The organism is Mesorhizobium ciceri biovar biserrulae WSM1271, from assembly GCF_000185905.1.
Taxonomy (GTDB): Bacteria; Pseudomonadota; Alphaproteobacteria; order Rhizobiales; family Rhizobiaceae; genus Mesorhizobium; species Mesorhizobium ciceri.
In genome coordinates this window covers 4,983,838-5,001,485 of the sequence record NC_014923.1, presented here as the reverse complement: position 1 = coordinate 5,001,485, position 17,648 = coordinate 4,983,838, and the positions used below count along the sequence as shown (strand labels likewise).

The window sequence follows — 17,648 nt, the reverse complement described above, 5'->3', positions numbered from 1 at the left end:
GTTTTTGCGACCTTCTTCGGCACCCTTTTCGTGTTCTCTCACCCAGAGGTAAGAATAGGAAATCACCAGACCCGGGATAGGTTTGGGCAGGCTCACGGTGTCCAGTCTTTGAGCATTGCATCAAGCCCGGCATATTCGCTCGATACGGCGCTTTCGGCGATGGCGTTAAGCGTCTCGTCGTCCAGCTCTTCCACAGGACGGGCGACCCGTCCCTTGACCAAGACCTCGAACATCGCCGCCGACAGGAGTACCGTGTGGGTCCGGCCATTCTTTGTGATTGCGACCGGCGCACGCTGGGCAGCATCCTGAAAACGCCCGACATTCTGCTGGAATTCCGTTGAAGTCACTCGCATGACAAGGCCTTTCTTTTTTATCCAAAATAGATAAAATAGATAACTTTGTCAAAGCGTTTCACCTCGCGTCCACGAGGTGGATCAGGCCTGGGATGGTGATAAAAACTTCACGCTGCAACCTTGACGGCCAGCACGCTCTTCTTCACCGGAATGCGCACCGACACGATAGTGCCGACACCTTCGCTCGACCGGATCTTCAGCGCGCCGCCCTGAAGCTCGGCCAGCGAACGTGAGATGGCAAGGCCAAGGCCGGACCCGGCATGGCTCTTGGAGAACTGGTTCTGCACCTGTTCGAACGGCCGTCCGAGCTTTCCGAGCGCCTCCTTGGGGATGCCGCAGCCATTGTCCTCGATCGTCAGCACCAGCGCGCCGGATGTGTTGCGGGCCCTGACCGATATGTGGCCGCCGTGGCCGGTGAACTTCACCGCATTGGACAAAAGGTTGATGACGATCTGCTTGATCGCACGGCGATCGGCGACCAGCGTCAGCGCATCGGCAATGCGCGTTTCCACGGAGATGGCCTTTTGCGCCGCCTGCAGCGAAACGACGCGTACGGTTTCGCTGATCAGCGGGCCGAGGTCGATCTCTTCCCGGTCCAGAGAGAACTGGCCGGCCTCGATCTTGGACATGTCGAGAATATCGTTGATGACGCCCAGCAGGTACTTGCCGCTGCTGTTGATGTCGGTGGCATATTCCTCGTAGCGCTCCGATCCGAGCGGGCCGAACAGCCCTTGTTCCATCAGTTCGGAGAAGCCGATGATGGCGTTCAGCGGCGTGCGCAACTCATGCGACATGTTGGCCAGGAATTCGGATTTGGCCCGGTTCGCCGCTTCGGCCCGTTCGGTTTCCTTCATGTATTTGCGGTTGAGGTCGACCAGTTCGCGCGAACGCTCCTCTTCGGCCCGCCGCGCGAGGCTGAGATCATGGATCGTTGCCATCAGCCGTCGCTCACTGTCGACCAGCTTCTCCTGGTGCAGCTTGATCTGGGTGATGTCGGAACCGACCGAGACGATGCCGCCGTCCCGGGTCTTCAGTTCGTTGACCTGCAGCCAGCGGCCATCGGCCAACTGCCGCTCGAAAGTGGCGCCGCCCTGCAGGCCGCTGGTGTGGGCAAGCCGCCTTTCGGAAGCAAAGGCCAGCATGCGTTCTTCCAGAGCCGCGCGCGCGGTGCCCGGCATCACGTCGCGGTCCGAAAGCCCGTTGTCCTGCTGGTATTTGGAATTGCACATGATCAGGTGCTGCGTCGAATCCCACAGCACGAAGGATTCGTTGATGTTCTCGATCGCCGTTCTGAGGCGAAGGTCGGCAGCCTCGGAACGCAGCGCCAGATGACGCTGTTCGGTGACGTCGACGGCGATGCCGATCAGCTGGATCTCCGGCGCTTCCGGATCGATGACCTGTGCCCGCGCGCGCATCCAGACCCATTGGCCATCGGCATGGCGCATGCGGAACACCTGATCGATGTGATCGATCTCGCGAGCGACGATTCTGTTGGCGAGCTCGAACAGGTCGCCGTCCTCGGGATGGATGATCTGATCGACCTCGCCGAAGGACAGCATCGTTTCGCAAGGCTTGTAGCCGAGCATGTCGTACATCGAGCGCGACCAGTACATCTTGCCGCGCACCATGTCCCAGTCCCACAGGCCGCAGCGGCCGCGAACCAGCGCCATGTCGATGCGCTGATGCGCTTCGAGGTAGATGCGGTCGGCCGCCTGCGCACGTGCCGCCTGGCCGAAATAGGCATAGAGGATGACGATCAGCACACCGGCCGTCAGCACGAACAGGGTGACGTTCAGCGAAACGGTCTTGCGCCAGGCATCGAAAACCGCGTCCTGTGGCACCAGGGCCGCCGATGCACCCTTTCCGCCATTCGCCAGGCTGACCGCGGCGTACCAATCCCGTCCGTCGATGTTGACGTCCATGACGCCCGCACGATCGCCGAACATGAACAAGGGCTGGCCGCCCTCGACGAGGCCGTCCAGAGAATGGCCCTGCCATGGCATCGAGCGTGGCGTCACCGCGACGATCTTGAAAGCGCTGTCGGTGATGACAAGCACATGGCTGCGGCCCATCGCGCCCTGACGGCTGGTGGTCTCCAGCAGATCCTGTATGGCGCCGGGCACCGTTTCCGAGGTGGTGGCGAGCGAACTGGCCAGCTGGCCCGCCGCCAGCGTCAGGATCGCCTTGGCATTGCGCTCGACATCGTCGCGCTCGTTCATCAGCGACAGCACGCGCAGCGCCGCGATGACGATCAGGAAGGTGATGATGAGGACGGGTATTGATCGGCGCAGCAGCGGCTCGGCGGCCAGAAGCCGCCGGTAGGCCGGTTCGGCGATGAGTCGCGTATTCCCGGCAAGACCGTCGCCGCGCGTCTCACGATGCGCAAAAACCGTCCCTCCGGGCGCGCCCCACGCGTCCGCCTTCGCCATAAATGGCACTCCCCGAATTTGCCTATGCTGCTTGGTGATCCGGCAAACGCCGCACTTCCGAATCGTCAGTAAAGAATCAAAGGTGATTCGCCTTGTCCAGTGGTCCGGCGAAAAAAGATTAAAAATCGACTAAAATAATGGGCTTTCGCTGGCGCAGCGCCTAACGGAAGCCGCTGCTGGCAGGTCCTGGTTGAAATTCACCAGCTTGGCGGCGTGCACGGATCTCCCTTCTGCCACAAGGGGAGAAGGAAGAGAGCGGCTAAGCCAGCGTGCGCTCGACAATATCCCGCAGATCCGCCGACAGGTTTTCGGCGCCGGCGATCGAGAGCAGCGCTTCCCTGGCCTTCGCCTGCCGCAAGGGTTCGAGCGAACGCCAGGATCTGAGCGCCGTCGCCAGCCTTGCCGCCACTTGCGGGTTGCGCTTTTCAACCTCGAGGACGGTTTGAGCAAAGAACCAGTAGCCTTCGCCGTCGGCCCGGTGGAAGCCGGTCTGATTGGCGCTGGAGAAGGTGCCGATCAGCGAGCGCACCCGGTTCGGATTGCCCATCGAGAAGGCCGGGTGGTTGGTCAAGGCCTTCACGGTGTCGACGGTTTGCGGCCCCGGTACGCTGGCCTGGATCTGGAACCATTTGTCCATGATCAGCGGGTCGGACCCGTAGGTCGTCTCGAAAGCCGCCAGCGCCTCGACCGCCTCGGGCGAACCGTGGTGACGATGCGCGAGCACGGCAAGTGCTGCCGCGCGGTCGGTCATGTTGGTCGCGGACTGGAAATGCCCGGCAGCGAGTTCCGCTCCGCCCGGCTGCAGCGACAGATAATCCAGCAGGGTGTTGCGCAAGGCGCGTCGCCCGGCGCTTGCCGCGTCGGGGCTGAACGCTTCTCTGTCGGCAAGGCTGAGGTAGAGGCCCGAAAAAACGTCCCGGTTCGCAGTGCCGATCGCCAGCGCCAGTGCCTCGCGAGCCGCATAGATGGCATCGGGGTCGATGTTCCTGCCGATGTCGCGGGCAATGTCGGCTTCGCCGGGCAGGGCCAGCGCCAATGCCCGATAGGCCGGCTCCAGCGTCTCGTCGCCGGCAATGCTGCCGGCGAGTTCGATCAGCCGCGGCGCAAAGGCCGGCTGCTTGCCGCCGAGGATCTCGCGGAACGCTGATATCAGCGCATCGGTCAACAATGTGTTGAAAGCCTGCCAGCGCGAGAAGGCGTCGCCGTCGTGGCGGGCGAGGAAGAACTGGTCGTCGGCTTTCTGCTCGACGGACAATGTCACCGGCGCCGAAAAGCCGCGGTTGAGCGACACGGCCGGGCGCTCGGTGACGCCTGAAAACCGCACCATGTGGCGACGCTTGCGGATATGGATGACGCCGTCCTCGACGCTGGCGCCCTCGACGCTACTATACGGCACAGGCTTGCCGCCGGCGCCGATCAGCCCGAAAGCGAGCGGGATGTGCATCAGCCGCTTGCGGCTTTCGGAGGGTGTCGGCGGCACCGACTGCTCGATTTCGAGCGTGAACTCCTGCGCGGCCGGATTGTGCGTCGAACTGATCGTCAGGTTCGGCGTTCCCGCCTGATGATACCAGAGCGCGAACTGCGACAGGTCGCGGCCGGACGCATCCTCGAACACCTTGATGAAATCCTCGATCGTCGCCGCGTCACCGTCGTGCCGCTCGAAATAGAGGTCCATGCCGGCGCGAAACACGTCGGCACCGAGAATTGTGCGGATCATGCGCACCACTTCGGAGCCCTTCTCGTAGACCGTCGCGGTGTAGAAATTGTTGATCTCGCGGTAGCGGCGCGGCCGCACCGGATGCGCCAGTGGGCCCTGGTCCTCTGGAAACTGGTGGGCGCGCAAGGTCCGCACCTCGGCAATACGCTTGACCGCGCGCGAGCGCTGGTCGGCGGAGAATTCGTGGTCGCGGAAAACCGTCAGGCCTTCCTTCAGGCAGAGCTGGAACCAGTCGCGGCAAGTGATTCTGTTGCCTGTCCAATTGTGGAAATACTCATGCGCTATGATCGCCTCGATATTGGCGAAATCGGCGTCCGTCGCGGTCTCCCGGTCGGCCAGCACATATTTGTCGTTGAAGATGTTGAGGCCCTTGTTCTCCATCGCGCCCATGTTGAAGTCCGACACGGCGACGATGTTGAAGACGTCGAGATCGTATTCGCGGCCGAACGCCTCCTCGTCCCATTTCATCGACCGCTTCAGGGCGTCCATCGCATAGCCGGCCAGCGTCTCCTTGCCGGGCTCGACATAGATGCCGAGCTCGACCGTGCGGCCGGACAGGGTGACGAAACTGTCCGCGAGCCGGCCGAGATTGCCGGCCACCAATGCGAACAGATAGGACGGCTTGGGGAAAGGGTCGTGCCACACTGCATAATGCCAGCCGTCGCCGAGGTCGCCCTTTTCGAGCGGGTTGCCGTTGGACAGGAGCAGCGGCGCCTCGTCGCGCATTGCCTCCATGCGCACCGTGTAGACGGACAGGATATCGGGACGGTCGAGGAAATAGGTGATGCGGCGAAAGCCCTCGGCTTCGCATTGCGTGCAGTAGACGTGGCTCGAGCGGTAGAGGCCCATCAGGGCTTCGTTGCCCGCCGGCGCCACCTCGGTCTCGATGAGCAACTGGAAGCGCCGCGCCACCGGTGGCTTGAGGATGGTCAACTGGTCGGGCGTCGCCAGCAGATCCGCCGGTGTTACCTTCTTGCCGTCGATCTCGATGTGCTTGAGCGTAAGCCCGTCGCCGTCGAGCACCAACGGAGCCGATGCGGAGACGCCGTCACGGCGCTCTATCGTGAGCACGGCGGTGACACGCGTTGCGTCTGGCGAAAGGCGGAAGGTGAGGTCGGTTTGCGGAATGAGGTAGTCGTTGGGGCGATAGTCTTCGAGCTTGAAGACCTGGCCGGTGTCCGTGCGCATTCCGTGGGTTTTCCTGTCGATTGCGTTGGCGGCGGATTGTGTCCGCTGGTCCAAGAAATTTGAAGTCCGCGCTCTTTACACGAAACGGCCCCTCGACAAAACTGAGGCAATGCCTATTTCAGGCGTTCGTTCTCCTGTCATCATCACGAGGCATCCATGACCGTCGTCACACCGAAATTCGGCATGGGCGCATCCGTGCTGCGGCGCGAGGATGCCGCCTTCATCCAGGGCCAGGGCCGTTATACCGACGACATCCAGCCGGCTGGCGTCCTGCATGGCTATCTCCTGCGTTCGCCGGTCGCCAAGGCCAGCTTCACCATCGGTTCGACCGAGGCGGCGAAGGCCGCACCTGGCGTCCATCTGGTACTGACCGGCAAGGACCTTGCCCATCTCGGCGATCTGAAATCCGGCGTCATGCAGGAACAGCCGGACGGCACCAAGGCGCCGACGCGCGACATCCCGATCCTGTGCCGCGACCGCGTCAACTATGTCGGCGATGCCGTTGCCTTCGTCGTCGCCGACAGCCGTGCCTTGGCGCAGGATGCCGCTGAATTGATCGATGTCGACTATGACGGCGAAGACGCGGCTTCCGGGACCGCAAATGCACTTGCCGAAGGCACGCCGCTGGTCTGGCCGGAGCTCGGTTCCAACCGCGCCTTCAGCTACCACATGGGCGACAGGAAAAAGACCGAAGCGGCTTTCGCCAAGGCCGCACACGTCACCCGCATCGAGTTCGTCAACAACCGGCTGGTCTGCAACTACATGGAGCCGCGCTCCGCGATCGGCGAATGGAACGTCGAGGAGAAGCGCTTCGTGCTGACCACCGGGTCGCAAGGCGTGCACTCCATGCAGTACATCCTGGCCAGCGTGTTCAAGATCAAGAAGGGCCAGTTGCGCGTCATCACACCTGATGTCGGCGGTGGTTTCGGGCCCAAGAGCTTCGTCTACCGCGAATATCCGCTGGTGCTGGAAGCGGCGAAGCGGCTTGGCCGCCCGGTGAAGTGGGCCGGCGACCGCACGGAACACTTTCTGACCGACGCGCAAGGCCGCGACAATTTCGTCACGGCCGAGATGGCACTGGACAAGGACGGCCGCTTTCTCGGCATGAAGGTGGACCTGCTCGCCAACATCGGCGCCTATATCTCGCAATATGGTCCGTTCATCCCCTATATCGGCGTCACCATGTCGACCGGTGTCTACGATATCCAGGCGCTCGACGTCTCGGTGACCGGCCTCTACACCAACACCTGCCCGGTCGATGCCTATCGCGGTGCCGGCCGGCCGGAAGCAGCCTTCCTGCTGGAAAAACTGGTCGATGCCTGCGCCCACGATCTCGGCCTGCCCGTCGAGGAGATCCGCCGCCGCAATTTCATCCGGCCGGAGCAATTTCCCTACCGGACGCAAACCGGCCGCCTCTACGACACCGGTGAATTCGAAGGCCATATGGAGCGCGCCATTGAGCAATCCGAATGGAAAGCGTTTCCGGAGCGGCTGGCGCAGTCGAAGGCCGGCGGAAAAATCCGCGGTCTCGGCATGGCGACCTATATCGAGGCCTGTGCCTTTCCGGGCTCGGAGCCGGCCTTCGTCGAACTCAATGGCGACGGCACGGTGACGCTGAAGATCGGCACCCAGACCAACGGACAGGGACACGCCACCGCCTATGCGCAGTTCCTGTCGGAAAAGCTCAATCTCGACATCGACAAAATCCATGTCCGCCAGGGCGATACCGATGAATTGAAGGCCGGCGGCGGCACCGGCGGCTCGCGCTCCATTCCGCTGGGGGGTGTGTCGGCTTCCCGCGCGGGCGAGGATCTGGCCAACAAGATCAAGCGCATCGCCGCCGACGAGCTGGAGGCTTCTGCCGGCGACATCGAGTTGTCCGATGGTGTTGCCCGCATCGTCGGCACCGATCGCTCGCTCGATTTTTCCAGCATCGCCAAGGCCGCCAAGACGCCTGACGATCTCAAGGGCTTTGGCGAGTTCGTGCAGGACGAATGCACCTATCCCAACGGCACTCATATCTGCGAGGTCGAGATCGATCCCGACACCGGCGCGACCGAGATTGTCCGCTACACCATCGTCGACGATTTCGGCGTGACCGTGAACCCGATCCTGCTCGCCGGCCAGGTGCATGGCGGCGTCGTGCAAGGCATCGGCCAGGCACTGACCGAGGACACTATCTACGGCGAGGACGGACAGCTTTTGACGGCGAGCTTCATGGATTACGCCATGCCGCGCGCCGACAATTTCCCGTTCTTCCATTTCGAGACCCGCAACGTGCCGTCGACGACCAATGCACTCGGCATCAAGGGCGCGGGCGAGGCCGGCACCATCGGTTCGACCCCGGCGGCACTCAATGCGGTGACCGACGCGCTCTGGCGCGCTTATGGCGTCAAGCACATCGACATGCCGGCAACGCCGGCGCGTATCTGGGCGACGATCCGAGAAGCGTCGGGAGCGTGACAGCGGGCCCCGGCAGCCCCTCGGCCACAGCCAGCGATGATGCCGGCGGGCACGACACGCTTACCGGCATCATGCTCAAGATCGTGTCGGTGGCGGTCTTCGTCGGCATGCAGACCTGCATCAAAGCCGCAGGCACGGTTCCGGCCGGCCAGATTGTCTTCTTCCGCTCTTTCTTCGCCATCTTCCCGATCATCGCCTTCCTGGCCTTCAGGAAAGAGCTCGGCACTGCCTTCACCACCAAGCGTCCGTTCAACCACATCGCCCGCGGCCTGGTCGGCGTCTGCGCCATGGGGCTCGGCTTTTTCGCGTTGACCCGGCTGCCGCTGCCGGAAGCGATCACGCTGAACTACGCGCAGCCGCTGCTGGTGGTGGTGTTCAGCTCCATCTTCCTCGGCGAGGCTATCCGCGTGTATCGCTGGAGTGCGGTCGCGGTCGGCCTGGTCGGCGTGCTGATCATCTCCTGGCCGGAACTGACGCTGCTGAGTTCCGACCAGGCGCTCGACGACCAGGAAGTGCTTGGCGTCATGGCCGCTCTTGTCGCGGCGGCGATCTCGGCCGTCGCCATGCTCTTGGTGCGCAATCTCGTGCAAAGCGAGCGTACGGCGACCATCGTGCTGTGGTTTTCGGTGACGGCGAGCGTCATGTCGCTGCTCTCGCTGCCATTCGGCTGGCAGGCGCTGACGCCGCTCCAGGCGGCCCTTCTTGTTGCCGCCGGCTTCTGCGGCGGCCTTGGCCAGATCCTGATGACGGCGGCCTATCGCCATGCCGAAGCCTCGGTCGTGGCGCCGTTCGAATACACCTCGATGATCCTAGGCCTCGTCGTCGGCTATCTCGTCTTCGGCGACGTCGCCACGCTCCATATGCTTGTCGGCGGCCTGATCGTCGTCGCCGCCGGCATCTTCATCATCTGGCGCGAACGCCAGCTCGGCCTGGAGCGCACCCGCACGCGCAAGGCATCTTTGCCTGAAGGGTGATTACGAACGTTCGGCCCGTTCCTTCGCCAACCGAACCAGCACCGTCCTCGTCTGTTCATCGGCGGGGAAAAACGATTCGATCGCCAGTTCCGAAAGCGTCACGTCGAGCGGCGTGCCGAACACGGTGATGGTGCTGATGAACGACAGCACCTGATCGCCATGCGCCAGCCTGAGCGGATGCACGATGGCGTTCGCCTCGACCGGCGACGGCCGGCTGCCTCTCAAGCCTGACGGATAAGTCCTCAGCTCACGCTCGAGTTCGATCAGCACCGCGTCGCCGCTCGCGTCATTCTGGTGTTTCAGGCGCTCGAGCAGATGCGTGCGCCATTCCTGGAGGTTGACGATGCGTGGCGCGATGCCGCCGGGATGCAGGCTGAGGCGAAGCACGTTGACCGGCGGCGTCAGCAGCGAAGCCTCGCTGACATCGGCAAGGAAGGGAGCGATGGCGGCGTTGGCCGAAACCAGGTTCCAGTGGCGGTCGACAGCGAGTGCCGGGAACGGCTCGTGGCCTTTGAGCACGATTTCGACCGCCGCCATCGCCGGCGCCATTGTCGTGTCGGTCAGCGAGCGTTCGCCGAAACTGGGGGCAAAGCCGGCGGCGAGCAGCAACTGGTTGCGTTGCCTCAGCGGGATCGACAATTGCTCGGCCAGATGCAGCACCATGTCGCGCGAGGGCGCGGCGCGGCCGCTTTCGACGAAGCTCAGATGCCGCTGCGAGATTTCGGCCTCCATGGCGAGGTCGAGCTGCGACATGCGCCGGCGCGTGCGCCATTCGCGAATAAGGCTGCCGGCGGAGGTTTGGGCTGTTGTCATGAGTGAATGGTTAGGCTGGTGAGGACGGCATTTCAATTACCTGCGAGGTTATCGCTAGGTGAGCGCTCGCAGCTTTGCCTTCACTTCGAGGAAATCCCGCCACGCCAGCTTCTTGTGCGACGGGGTTCGCAGGAGATAGGCCGGATGCAGCGTCGGCATGGCCGGGATGGCGATGCCGGATGCCGTCGTGTGAACGCGCCAATTGCCGCGCAGCCGCAATATGCCTTCCGAGGTGTTGAGCAAGGTCTTGGCCGACGGGCCGCCAAGGTTGATCAGCACCTTGGGATTGACCAGCTCGATCTGCCGTTCGATGAACGGCCGGCAGATCTCGGTTTCGTGCGGCGTCGGCGTGCGATTGCCCGGCGGCCGCCAGGGAATGACATTGGCGATATAGGCTGAAGTGCGGTCGAGCCCGATCGCGGCCAGCATGCGGTCGAGCAGCCGGCCCGAGCGGCCGACGAAGGGCAGGCCCTCGATGTCCTCGTCGCGGCCGGGCGCCTCGCCGACCAGCATGACGGCGGCTTCCGGGTTGCCGTCGGCAAACACCAGGTTCTTGGCGGTGGCCTTGAGATTGCAGCCCTCGAACGCCGCCATATGCTGGCGAAGCTCGTCCAGCGTCGTTGCTGTGGTCGCCAATTGGCGGGCAAGTGCCGCCTGCGCTTCGTCGGGAACCGCAGTCGTCGCAGACGGCGACCGCGCGACGGGTGGTGCATTTGCTCTGTCCCCGGCTTCGCCGCGGGACACGGTCGTCGAGCGCAGCGGTGCGGCGGTGCCACCCGAAGGCGCTGCGATCGGCGCGCGCTCCATCGGCTTTGGCGCAACCTCGGCGAACCGGTTCACCGGCTGCTCTTCGAGCGCCTCGTCGACGCCCACGCTGGCGTAAAATGCCAGCAGGTCGGCGATATCAGGTCTGTTGGTTGGGGAAGCGGCAGTCATCGATTCCACATTCGTCCGCGTGGCGGCAATTTGCAAGGCTGGCAGCTTGGGTTCCTTCGGAGCCTCTCGCCGGCGCGTTGGCTGACGGAGCATCAAACGAAAAACCCGCCTGTGCGGCGGGTCACTGGCGCAACTCAGCACCATAGGCAAAAATGTACCATAGCTGAGCTCACCGAGTCAAGAAAAAATTCCTATCGTGTCAGCCCGTTGGTATGCGCGGATCCTGCACCAGGTAGAAGGTCCATCTGGGCGTGTAGTCGGTCATCAGGAATTCGAAGCTGGCGGTTTTCAGCGGGTCGACCTTGCCATTCCTGAACAGCAGCCGGTCATAGGGTTCGAAATCGCGATCGAAATCGGCGAAATTGCTCGACCGGATGTTGTCCGGCGTCTTGTTGCGCTGGTCGAAGGAAAGCCCGTCGCCGAACACGCTCGGCTGGTTCAGGATCTCCTGCAATTCGAACTGGAATTCGACCCAGGCCTGGCCGCTATTGTTGAGCACCTCGATGCGCATATACATCATGCCGTTGGCGAATTCGCCGGCCTTGCCGAAGGCCTGGATCGGCTTTGTCGTGCGGATCGTCAGCGTCACCGGCGTTGACGAAGTCAGCTCTTCGGTGATGACGAACGGATCGTCCTTCGTGCCGATGCCCGAGGCGCCGGTGATGTGGAAGCCGCCAAGCTCGTCGGAGAAGGAGTAGGCGCCCGCCGCCCAGACCTTCACTTCGTCGGCGGCAGCGTGATGCGGCGCCAGCATCAGAAGGGCCAAAAGGAGCGCCCGGCGGATCCGGCCGGGCGGGAAAAGAAAGCGCGTCGATGAAAAGCCGGCTGGCCCAGGAAAGCGCATGGCGTGAAGTATGGCCGATAAGCAAGCCGTCGAACAATTAAAAACGCGCGCCCCGCAGGCAATGCCAGGCGAAAAGCAGTCTTCCAGCCTCGCAATGCGCGACTTTTTGGCCAAAACGGCATTGTCACGTATGCGCCGGTTTCCTGTCGTCAATTGATGCGCTATGCAGCGCGGGAGCCAGCAAGATACCCGAATGGGATAAGCCAGTGCGGAGGGGTTGATGAGCGACATCGAACGCGAAAGCATGGAATTCGACGTGGTTATCGTCGGTGCCGGTCCGGCGGGCCTCGCCGCCGCCATCCGCCTCAAGCAGGTCAATCCCGAGCTTTCGGTCGTCGTCCTGGAGAAGGGCGGTGAGGTCGGCGCCCATATTCTCTCCGGCGCCGTCGTCGATCCGATCGGCATCGACCGGCTCTTGCCGGGCTGGCGCGACGAGGACGGCCATCCCTTCAAGACGCCGGTCACCGCGGATCATTTCCTGGTCCTTGGTCCTGCCGGCTCGTTCCGTCTGCCCAACATTTTCATGCCGCCGCTGATGAACAATCACGGCAACTACATCGTTTCGCTGGGCAATGTCTGCCGCTGGCTGGCGACCAAGGCCGAAGCGCTCGGCGTCGAGATCTATCCGGGCTTTGCCGCTGCCGGCCTGCTCTACAATGAGCAAGGCGCCGTCACCGGTGTCGTTACCGGCGACATGGGCGTCGAGAAGGACGGAACGCACGGCCCGGGTTTCGCACCCGGCATGGCGCTGATGGGCAAATATGTGCTGATCGGGGAGGGCGCTCGCGGCTCGCTCGCCAAGCAACTGATCGCCAGATACAAGCTTTCCGATGGCCGCGAACCGGGCAAATACGGCATCGGCCTGAAGGAACTCTGGCAGGTCAAGCCGGAGAACCACCGGCCGGGGCTGGTCCAGCATTCCTTCGGCTGGCCGCTTGACTTGAAGACCGGCGGCGGCTCGTTCCTCTACCATCTCGAGGACAACCAGGTGGCGGTCGGCTTCGTCCTCCACCTCAATTACAAGAATCCCTGGCTGTCGCCGTTCGAGGAATTCCAGCGCTTCAAGACCCATCCGGCGATCGCGGCTACGTTCGAAGGCGGCAAGCGGCTGGGCTATGGCGCGCGCGCCATCACCGAGGGCGGCTGGCAGTCGGTGCCGAAATTGTCCTTCCCCGGCGGTGCGCTGATGGGCTGTGCCGCGGGCTTCGTCAACGTGCCGCGCATCAAGGGTTCGCACAATGCCGTGCTGTCCGGCATGCTGGCGGCCGAGCATGTCGCCGAGGCGATCGGCGCCGGGCGCGCCAACGACGAACTCGCGTCCTACGAGGAAGCCTGGCGCGCGACCGACATCGGCAAGGATCTGAAGAAGGTGCGCAACGTCAAGCCGCTGTGGTCGCGCTTCGGCACCATCGTCGGTGTCGGCCTTGGCGGCCTCGACATGTGGCTGAACACGCTGTTCGGTGTCTCGCCCTTCGGCACGCTGAAGCATGGCAAGGCCGACTACGCAACGCTCGAGCCTGCCGCCCGGCACAAGAAGATCGCCTATCCGAAGCCCGATGGCGTGCTGACCTTCGACAGGCTGTCCTCGGTGTTCCTGTCCAACACCAATCACGAGGAAAACGAGCCGGTCCACCTGCTTGTCGGCGACATGGAGCTGCAGAAGCGTTCCGAGCACGATGTCTTTGCGGGCCCCTCGACGCGCTATTGTCCGGCCGGCGTTTACGAGTGGGTCGATAAGGACGGCAACGCCGCCGCCGATCCCACGGCCAAGGATGTGCGCTTCGTCATCAACGCGCAGAACTGCGTCCACTGCAAGACATGCGACATCAAGGACCCGAACCAGAACATCAACTGGGTGCCGCCGCAAGGCGGAGAAGGCCCGGTCTATCAGGGCATGTAGGCCCGCGCCGGCCGCAGCGTGCAAAGGTCCCGACGATGGCTCGGGGTCTCCCGTGGCATGTGGAACATTAGAACTGTTGAAACTGCCGCGCGCTTATGGTTCCATTCCTTGACGATAAGGAGATGGCCATGCGCCTGACGGTTCTGGCATGCCTAGTGGCGATCGGTGCGCTGTTCGGTCTGGCTTCGGCGGCCTCGGCCGGCACCAGGGTGGTGGTCAAGACGCGGACCTACGACATCACCGGGAACACGGGGCTGGCGCTAGTCCAAGCTATGGACCGCAAGGGGCCGAAGCACGGCTTCATGACGCATGCCATCGCGCTGACCGGCTACGCTGTGGATTGGGACCTCGACACCAGCCAGGACAATGGCGTCTGCCGCTTGCGGCGTGCCAACGGCACGCTCAATCTCTTCTACACATTTCCGCGTGTCGCCTCGGCCACCACCCCGACGCTCCGGAAGCGCTGGACGCGGTTCTTCGCCGGCGTCCGCGCCCATGAGGAAACCCATGGCCGCATCGCCAGGGAGATGATGCGGGCCACGGAACGATCCATCTCCGGCCTCAGGATTGCCGACGACCGGTCCTGCTACAAGACACGTCGCGAGGCGCAGCGACGCATCAAGGCCACCAATGCCGCATATGAGGCCAAGCAGCTCGCTTTCGATGCGCGCGAGCATCGCGACGGCGGCCATGTCCAGCATCTCGTCATCGCTTTGGTCAGGCCCTGATCCTTCAGCCTGGCGTCTTGCCGGCCTGGACAATGGCCGCGGTCGCGGTTTCATGTTCGTCGAGCGGCTTTTGCTGGTTCAGCCTGAGCGAGAACTCCACCATGACCGGGAGGTGATCCGAGCCGGTGTCTTCCAGCCGTGTCGCCGAATGGATAGTCACGCCGCCCTTGCTGAAAACCTGGTCGATCGGCAGGCCGGCGAAGCGCCGCAGGAAATCCGGCAGCCTGATGTGGATCCAGGTCGGGCCGGCGGAAGGCATGACGGTCAGCCCGCCAAGCGCCGCGACCCGCCGCACGGCGGCACTCCATGGGGCGGCATTGCAGTCGCCCGCCATGATGGCCGTCTCGCCGAGCGCGGAAAGCGGCTCCGTCAACTCGCCGATCTGCCAGTACTGCTCGCGTGGCCAGGGCCAGCTGAGATGGATCGCGGCGACATCGACGTCGATGCCGCCGAAGTCGACGGTCGCTGTCGCCATGGCACCACGCCTTTCGCAACGCGCCTCGGTGCCGGCGGCAAAGGGCCGCCGCGAGAGCAGCGCGACGCCGAATATCTTGTTAGGGTAAGGACAGAGGATCCGGTATGGATATGCGCTGCTGATATAGCCAAGCTCGGTCGCCCACATCGCCGACACCTCGTCCAGGGTGATCACGTCGGGATTGGTCCGGCCGATCAGCGACAGCACCTTCTTCGGGGTTGGATTGTCGTAGCGCAGGTTCATCTGCAGCAGCTTGTAGATCGCGCGGTCTTCGTTCTTGGCTTCATAGGCGGCCTGAACCGGCCACAAGCGGGAGAAGGACAGCGAGCCGGAAGTGGTGGCGAAGGCCGCCACGGCAAAAAGCAGTGCCACGGCCGCTTGCAGTCGAAATGTCGTGGCCAGCAGCGGCAACGCGCAAAGCGCCATCAGCACGGCAAGATGGACGCGGAAATGCGAGAAGGAATCGAAGGCGGGATGCAGCGTTCCGAAAAACCCGGCCACCAGCGCGATCGAACAGGCCAGCATTGCCAGGAATGCAACCGAAATCAGCAATGTCCCGAAGCCCGCTCTCTCCATGCCGCCTGCTTATCGGCAGTAATGCGGCTCAATCAAGATGACGAAATGCCCATGCGATGCGTGGAACCGGCCTACTGGAACGCCGTTTCCGAAAAACTTCTGAGCTTGCGCGAATGCAACCGCTCCATCGGCATTTCCGCGAGCTTCTCCATAGCCCTGATGCCGATGGTCAGGTGCTGCGCCACCTGGCGCTTGTAGAATTCGGTCGCCATGCCGGGCAGCTTCAACTCGCCATGCAGCGGTTTGTCCGAAACGCACAGCAGCGTGCCGTAGGGAACACGGAAGCGGAAGCCATTGGCGGCGATGGTCGCCGATTCCATGTCGAGTGCGATGGCGCGAGATTGCGACAGACGCTGTACCGGCCCACGCTGGTCGCGCAGTTCCCAGTTGCGATTGTCGATGGTGGCAACGGTGCCGGTGCGCATGATGCGCTTCAGGTCGTAGCCGGAAAGGCCGGTGACTTCGGCGACGGCTTCCTGCAACGCCACCTGGATCTCGGCCAGCGGCGGGATCGGCACCCAGACCGGAAGATCGTCGTCCAGCACGTGGTCCTCGCGCACATAGGCATGCGCCAGCACATAGTCGCCAAGCGCCTGGGTGTTGCGCAGGCCGGCGCAGTGACCGAGCATCACCCAGGCATGCGGCCTCAGCACCGCAATATGGTCGGTGATGGTCTTGGCGTTGGAAGGCCCGACGCCGATATTGACCATGGTGATGCCGCCATGTCCCGATTTCTTCAGGTGATAGGCCGGCATCTGCGGCAGGCGCGGCGGTGCAACGCCTTCGCTGGGCGCGCTCTGCCCGCCCTTGGTGATGACATTTCCCGGCTCGACGAACTCCGTGTATCCGCCGCCGCCATTGGCCATCAGGTCGCGGGCGCGGGCGACGAATTCGTCGATGTAGAACTGATAGTTGGTGAACAGCACGAAGTTCTGGAAATGCTGCGGCGTGGTTGCCGTATAGTGCGACAGCCGGTGCAGCGAATAGTCGATGCGCTGCGCCGTGAAGGGCGCCAGAGGCCTCGGCTCGCCGAAGGCGACTTCGAAGGTGCCGTTGGCGATCTGGTCGTCGGTGCCGTCGAGATCGGGCACGTCGAACAGGTCGCGGATCGGCCGCTTGATGCGCTCTGCCGTCGCGCCGTCGACATGGGTGCCTTCAAGGAAGGCGAAATGCAGCGGGATGGGTGTGGTCGATTCCGACACCGTGACCGCAACCCCATGATTGCGCATGATCAGGCGCAACTGCTCGACGAGGTAGCTTTCGAACAGGCCCGGCTGGGTGATGGTGGTGGAAAAATGCCCAGGCGTCGGCATATGCCCATAGGCCTGGCGCGAGTCGATCTGGGTGAATGAGTTGGTGGTGACGCCGATCTCCGGATAGAAGGCCCGGTAGCGCTTGCCATTATCACCGCCTGCTGCCGCCAATTCTGCGAAGGAGTCGCGCAGGAACCTGGTGTTGCGATCGTAAAGCGCCTGCAGTGCCTTGACGGCCTTTTCAGCGCTATCAAAGCTTTGCCGGCCAAAAGGCTCCGGCATGACGACAGATTCGATGGCTTGTGGGTAGATTCGCTTTTCCATGGCTCAATATAGAGACTTGGATCGGCACTTGGGAGGGGTGTCGCGACCGAAGGCGGCCAAAGCGCCGTTTTTCTTCAACCGCGCTGCAGGCTGACCAGAAGCACAAAGCCGACGCCGGACTTCTTCAGGGCCGGTGCGTCGATCGTCGAGCCGGCGTCAGCGCGCATCATCGGCACGGCCAGGACCGGAGCGGCCAGAACCGTCAGGATAAGCGCCGCCCGCGGCAGAAGCCGAAGGGTCTTGAGAACGTTGGCGGCGATGCGGTTCATGGCGTTCAGCTTTTCTTTTCGAGGTCTTGGTTTCTTTGTTCAGTTGCGAAGATGGGTGGGGCAGGCGAGGCGGCAGGTTCTGGAACTGGCTTCGTCCCAGGCGCGGGCCGGACGGCCCGCTTCAGCGACGAGGATGGCGAAGAACATTCCAAACAGGCTCACCAGCAGGCAGACGATGGTGAAGCGGCGAGCAAGCATTGGGTCGGTCTCCTTCAACACGCCGGAGAATGCCCTGATGCAACTGAACCGGCTCTGATGGCGGCGTTCATCTGCGGTTCAAGATGATTGACGGGGTTTCGACGGCGCCGGCGTCGGTTGGATAGCCGCCGGCCTCCATCGAGCATCACCGGCGCAGGATGTGTCGACAAAACGAAAACGGGGCCCGTCGGGGCCCCGTCATCAGGTC

At 63.2% G+C, this 17,648-nt stretch carries 15 protein-coding genes; 5 read left to right on the top strand and 10 right to left on the bottom strand.

Translation table 11 applies throughout. The annotated features are described in order from the left end of the window. Nucleotides 1–92 precede the first annotated feature (92 nt). From MESCI_RS24385 to pepN, 3 genes are all read right to left on the bottom strand, one after another. Complete coding sequence (locus MESCI_RS24385) at nt 93–353, bottom strand: type II toxin-antitoxin system prevent-host-death family antitoxin (protein ID WP_013532628.1); 261 nt, start codon at nt 351–353, stop codon at nt 93–95. A gap of 107 nt (nt 354–460) precedes the next feature. Continuing rightward, entirely contained in the window at nt 461–2,782 is a 2,322-nt protein-coding gene (locus MESCI_RS24380; protein WP_013532627.1) for a PAS domain-containing sensor histidine kinase, read from the bottom strand. A 259-nt stretch (nt 2,783–3,041) separates the two neighbouring features. Beyond that, the gene (gene pepN, locus MESCI_RS24375) at nt 3,042–5,687 is read right to left on the bottom strand and encodes an aminopeptidase N (RefSeq protein WP_013532626.1); all 2,646 of its coding nucleotides are present in this window, start codon (nt 5,685–5,687) and stop codon (nt 3,042–3,044) included. 156 nt (nt 5,688–5,843) lie between these two features. Between pepN and MESCI_RS24370 the strand changes: the two genes are divergently transcribed. Then, a complete protein-coding gene (locus MESCI_RS24370; protein ID WP_013532625.1) occupies nt 5,844–8,150 on the top strand; it encodes a xanthine dehydrogenase family protein molybdopterin-binding subunit in 2,307 nt (768 codons plus the stop codon). A 71-nt stretch (nt 8,151–8,221) separates the two neighbouring features. Further along, nucleotides 8,222–9,124, top strand: a complete 903-nt coding sequence (locus MESCI_RS24365; RefSeq protein WP_244506971.1) for a DMT family transporter — start codon at nt 8,222–8,224, stop codon at nt 9,122–9,124. On the opposite strand, the gene MESCI_RS24360 is transcribed toward MESCI_RS24365, so the two are convergent. From MESCI_RS24360 to MESCI_RS24350, 3 genes are all read right to left on the bottom strand, one after another. Beyond that, nucleotides 9,125–9,937, bottom strand: coding sequence for a helix-turn-helix domain-containing protein (locus MESCI_RS24360; RefSeq protein ID WP_013532623.1), 813 nt, complete (start codon nt 9,935–9,937; stop codon nt 9,125–9,127). 54 nt (nt 9,938–9,991) lie between these two features. After that, nucleotides 9,992–10,873 carry a uracil-DNA glycosylase gene (locus tag MESCI_RS24355; RefSeq protein WP_024505277.1) on the bottom strand — a complete coding sequence of 294 codons (882 nt, stop codon included), beginning with the start codon at nt 10,871–10,873 and terminating at the stop codon, nt 9,992–9,994. A gap of 199 nt (nt 10,874–11,072) precedes the next feature. Further along, on the bottom strand, nt 11,073–11,717 hold the full coding sequence (locus tag MESCI_RS24350) for a hypothetical protein (RefSeq protein WP_013532621.1): 645 nt from the start codon (nt 11,715–11,717) through the stop codon (nt 11,073–11,075). 10 nt (nt 11,718–11,727) lie between these two features. On the opposite strand from MESCI_RS24350, the gene MESCI_RS24345 reads away from it, so the two are divergent. The 3 genes from MESCI_RS24345 (at nt 11,728) to MESCI_RS24335 (ending at nt 14,345) form a co-directional block, all read left to right on the top strand. After that, on the top strand, nt 11,728–11,874 hold the full coding sequence (locus MESCI_RS24345; protein WP_155924989.1) for a hypothetical protein: 147 nt from the start codon (nt 11,728–11,730) through the stop codon (nt 11,872–11,874). Nucleotides 11,875–11,937: 63 nt separating this feature from the next. Further along, a complete protein-coding gene (locus MESCI_RS24340; RefSeq protein ID WP_013532620.1) occupies nt 11,938–13,617 on the top strand; it encodes an electron transfer flavoprotein-ubiquinone oxidoreductase in 1,680 nt (559 codons plus the stop codon). A gap of 128 nt (nt 13,618–13,745) precedes the next feature. After that, nucleotides 13,746–14,345 carry a DUF922 domain-containing Zn-dependent protease gene (locus tag MESCI_RS24335; protein WP_013532619.1) on the top strand — a complete coding sequence of 200 codons (600 nt, stop codon included), beginning with the start codon at nt 13,746–13,748 and terminating at the stop codon, nt 14,343–14,345. 4 nt (nt 14,346–14,349) lie between these two features. On the opposite strand, the gene MESCI_RS24330 is transcribed toward MESCI_RS24335, so the two are convergent. The 4 genes from MESCI_RS24330 to MESCI_RS32360 form a co-directional block, all read right to left on the bottom strand. Beyond that, nucleotides 14,350–15,396, bottom strand: a complete 1,047-nt coding sequence (locus MESCI_RS24330; protein WP_013532618.1) for an endonuclease/exonuclease/phosphatase family protein — start codon at nt 15,394–15,396, stop codon at nt 14,350–14,352. Between the two features lie 71 nt (nt 15,397–15,467). Then, nucleotides 15,468–16,931: an AMP nucleosidase gene (locus MESCI_RS24325; protein WP_128278158.1), complete on the bottom strand. Its 1,464-nt coding sequence runs from the start codon at nt 16,929–16,931 to the stop codon at nt 15,468–15,470. 116 nt (nt 16,932–17,047) lie between these two features. Beyond that, nucleotides 17,048–17,242 (bottom strand): hypothetical protein, encoded by a 195-nt coding sequence (locus MESCI_RS24320; RefSeq protein ID WP_013532616.1) that lies wholly within the window; start codon nt 17,240–17,242, stop codon nt 17,048–17,050. A 39-nt stretch (nt 17,243–17,281) separates the two neighbouring features. Continuing rightward, a complete protein-coding gene (locus MESCI_RS32360) occupies nt 17,282–17,440 on the bottom strand; it encodes a hypothetical protein (RefSeq protein ID WP_023812838.1) in 159 nt (52 codons plus the stop codon). Nucleotides 17,441–17,648 lie beyond the last annotated feature (208 nt).

Coding starts and splice junctions, on each gene's coding strand:
- MESCI_RS24385 (WP_013532628.1), bottom strand. CDS start 353: ATGCGAGTGACTTCAACGGAATTCCAGCAGAATGTCGGGCGTTTTCAG.
- MESCI_RS24380 (WP_013532627.1), bottom strand. CDS start 2,782: ATGGCGAAGGCGGACGCGTGGGGCGCGCCCGGAGGGACGGTTTTTGCG.
- pepN (WP_013532626.1), bottom strand. CDS start 5,687: ATGCGCACGGACACCGGCCAGGTCTTCAAGCTCGAAGACTATCGCCCC.
- MESCI_RS24370 (WP_013532625.1), top strand. CDS start 5,844: ATGACCGTCGTCACACCGAAATTCGGCATGGGCGCATCCGTGCTGCGG.
- MESCI_RS24365 (WP_244506971.1), top strand. CDS start 8,222: ATGCTCAAGATCGTGTCGGTGGCGGTCTTCGTCGGCATGCAGACCTGC.
- MESCI_RS24360 (WP_013532623.1), bottom strand. CDS start 9,937: ATGACAACAGCCCAAACCTCCGCCGGCAGCCTTATTCGCGAATGGCGC.
- MESCI_RS24355 (WP_024505277.1), bottom strand. CDS start 10,873: ATGACTGCCGCTTCCCCAACCAACAGACCTGATATCGCCGACCTGCTG.
- MESCI_RS24350 (WP_013532621.1), bottom strand. CDS start 11,717: ATGCGCTTTCCTGGGCCAGCCGGCTTTTCATCGACGCGCTTTCTTTTC.
- MESCI_RS24345 (WP_155924989.1), top strand. CDS start 11,728: ATGGCCGATAAGCAAGCCGTCGAACAATTAAAAACGCGCGCCCCGCAG.
- MESCI_RS24340 (WP_013532620.1), top strand. CDS start 11,938: ATGAGCGACATCGAACGCGAAAGCATGGAATTCGACGTGGTTATCGTC.
- MESCI_RS24335 (WP_013532619.1), top strand. CDS start 13,746: ATGCGCCTGACGGTTCTGGCATGCCTAGTGGCGATCGGTGCGCTGTTC.
- MESCI_RS24330 (WP_013532618.1), bottom strand. CDS start 15,396: ATGGAGAGAGCGGGCTTCGGGACATTGCTGATTTCGGTTGCATTCCTG.
- MESCI_RS24325 (WP_128278158.1), bottom strand. CDS start 16,931: ATGCCGGAGCCTTTTGGCCGGCAAAGCTTTGATAGCGCTGAAAAGGCC.
- MESCI_RS24320 (WP_013532616.1), bottom strand. CDS start 17,242: ATGAACCGCATCGCCGCCAACGTTCTCAAGACCCTTCGGCTTCTGCCG.
- MESCI_RS32360 (WP_023812838.1), bottom strand. CDS start 17,440: ATGCTTGCTCGCCGCTTCACCATCGTCTGCCTGCTGGTGAGCCTGTTT.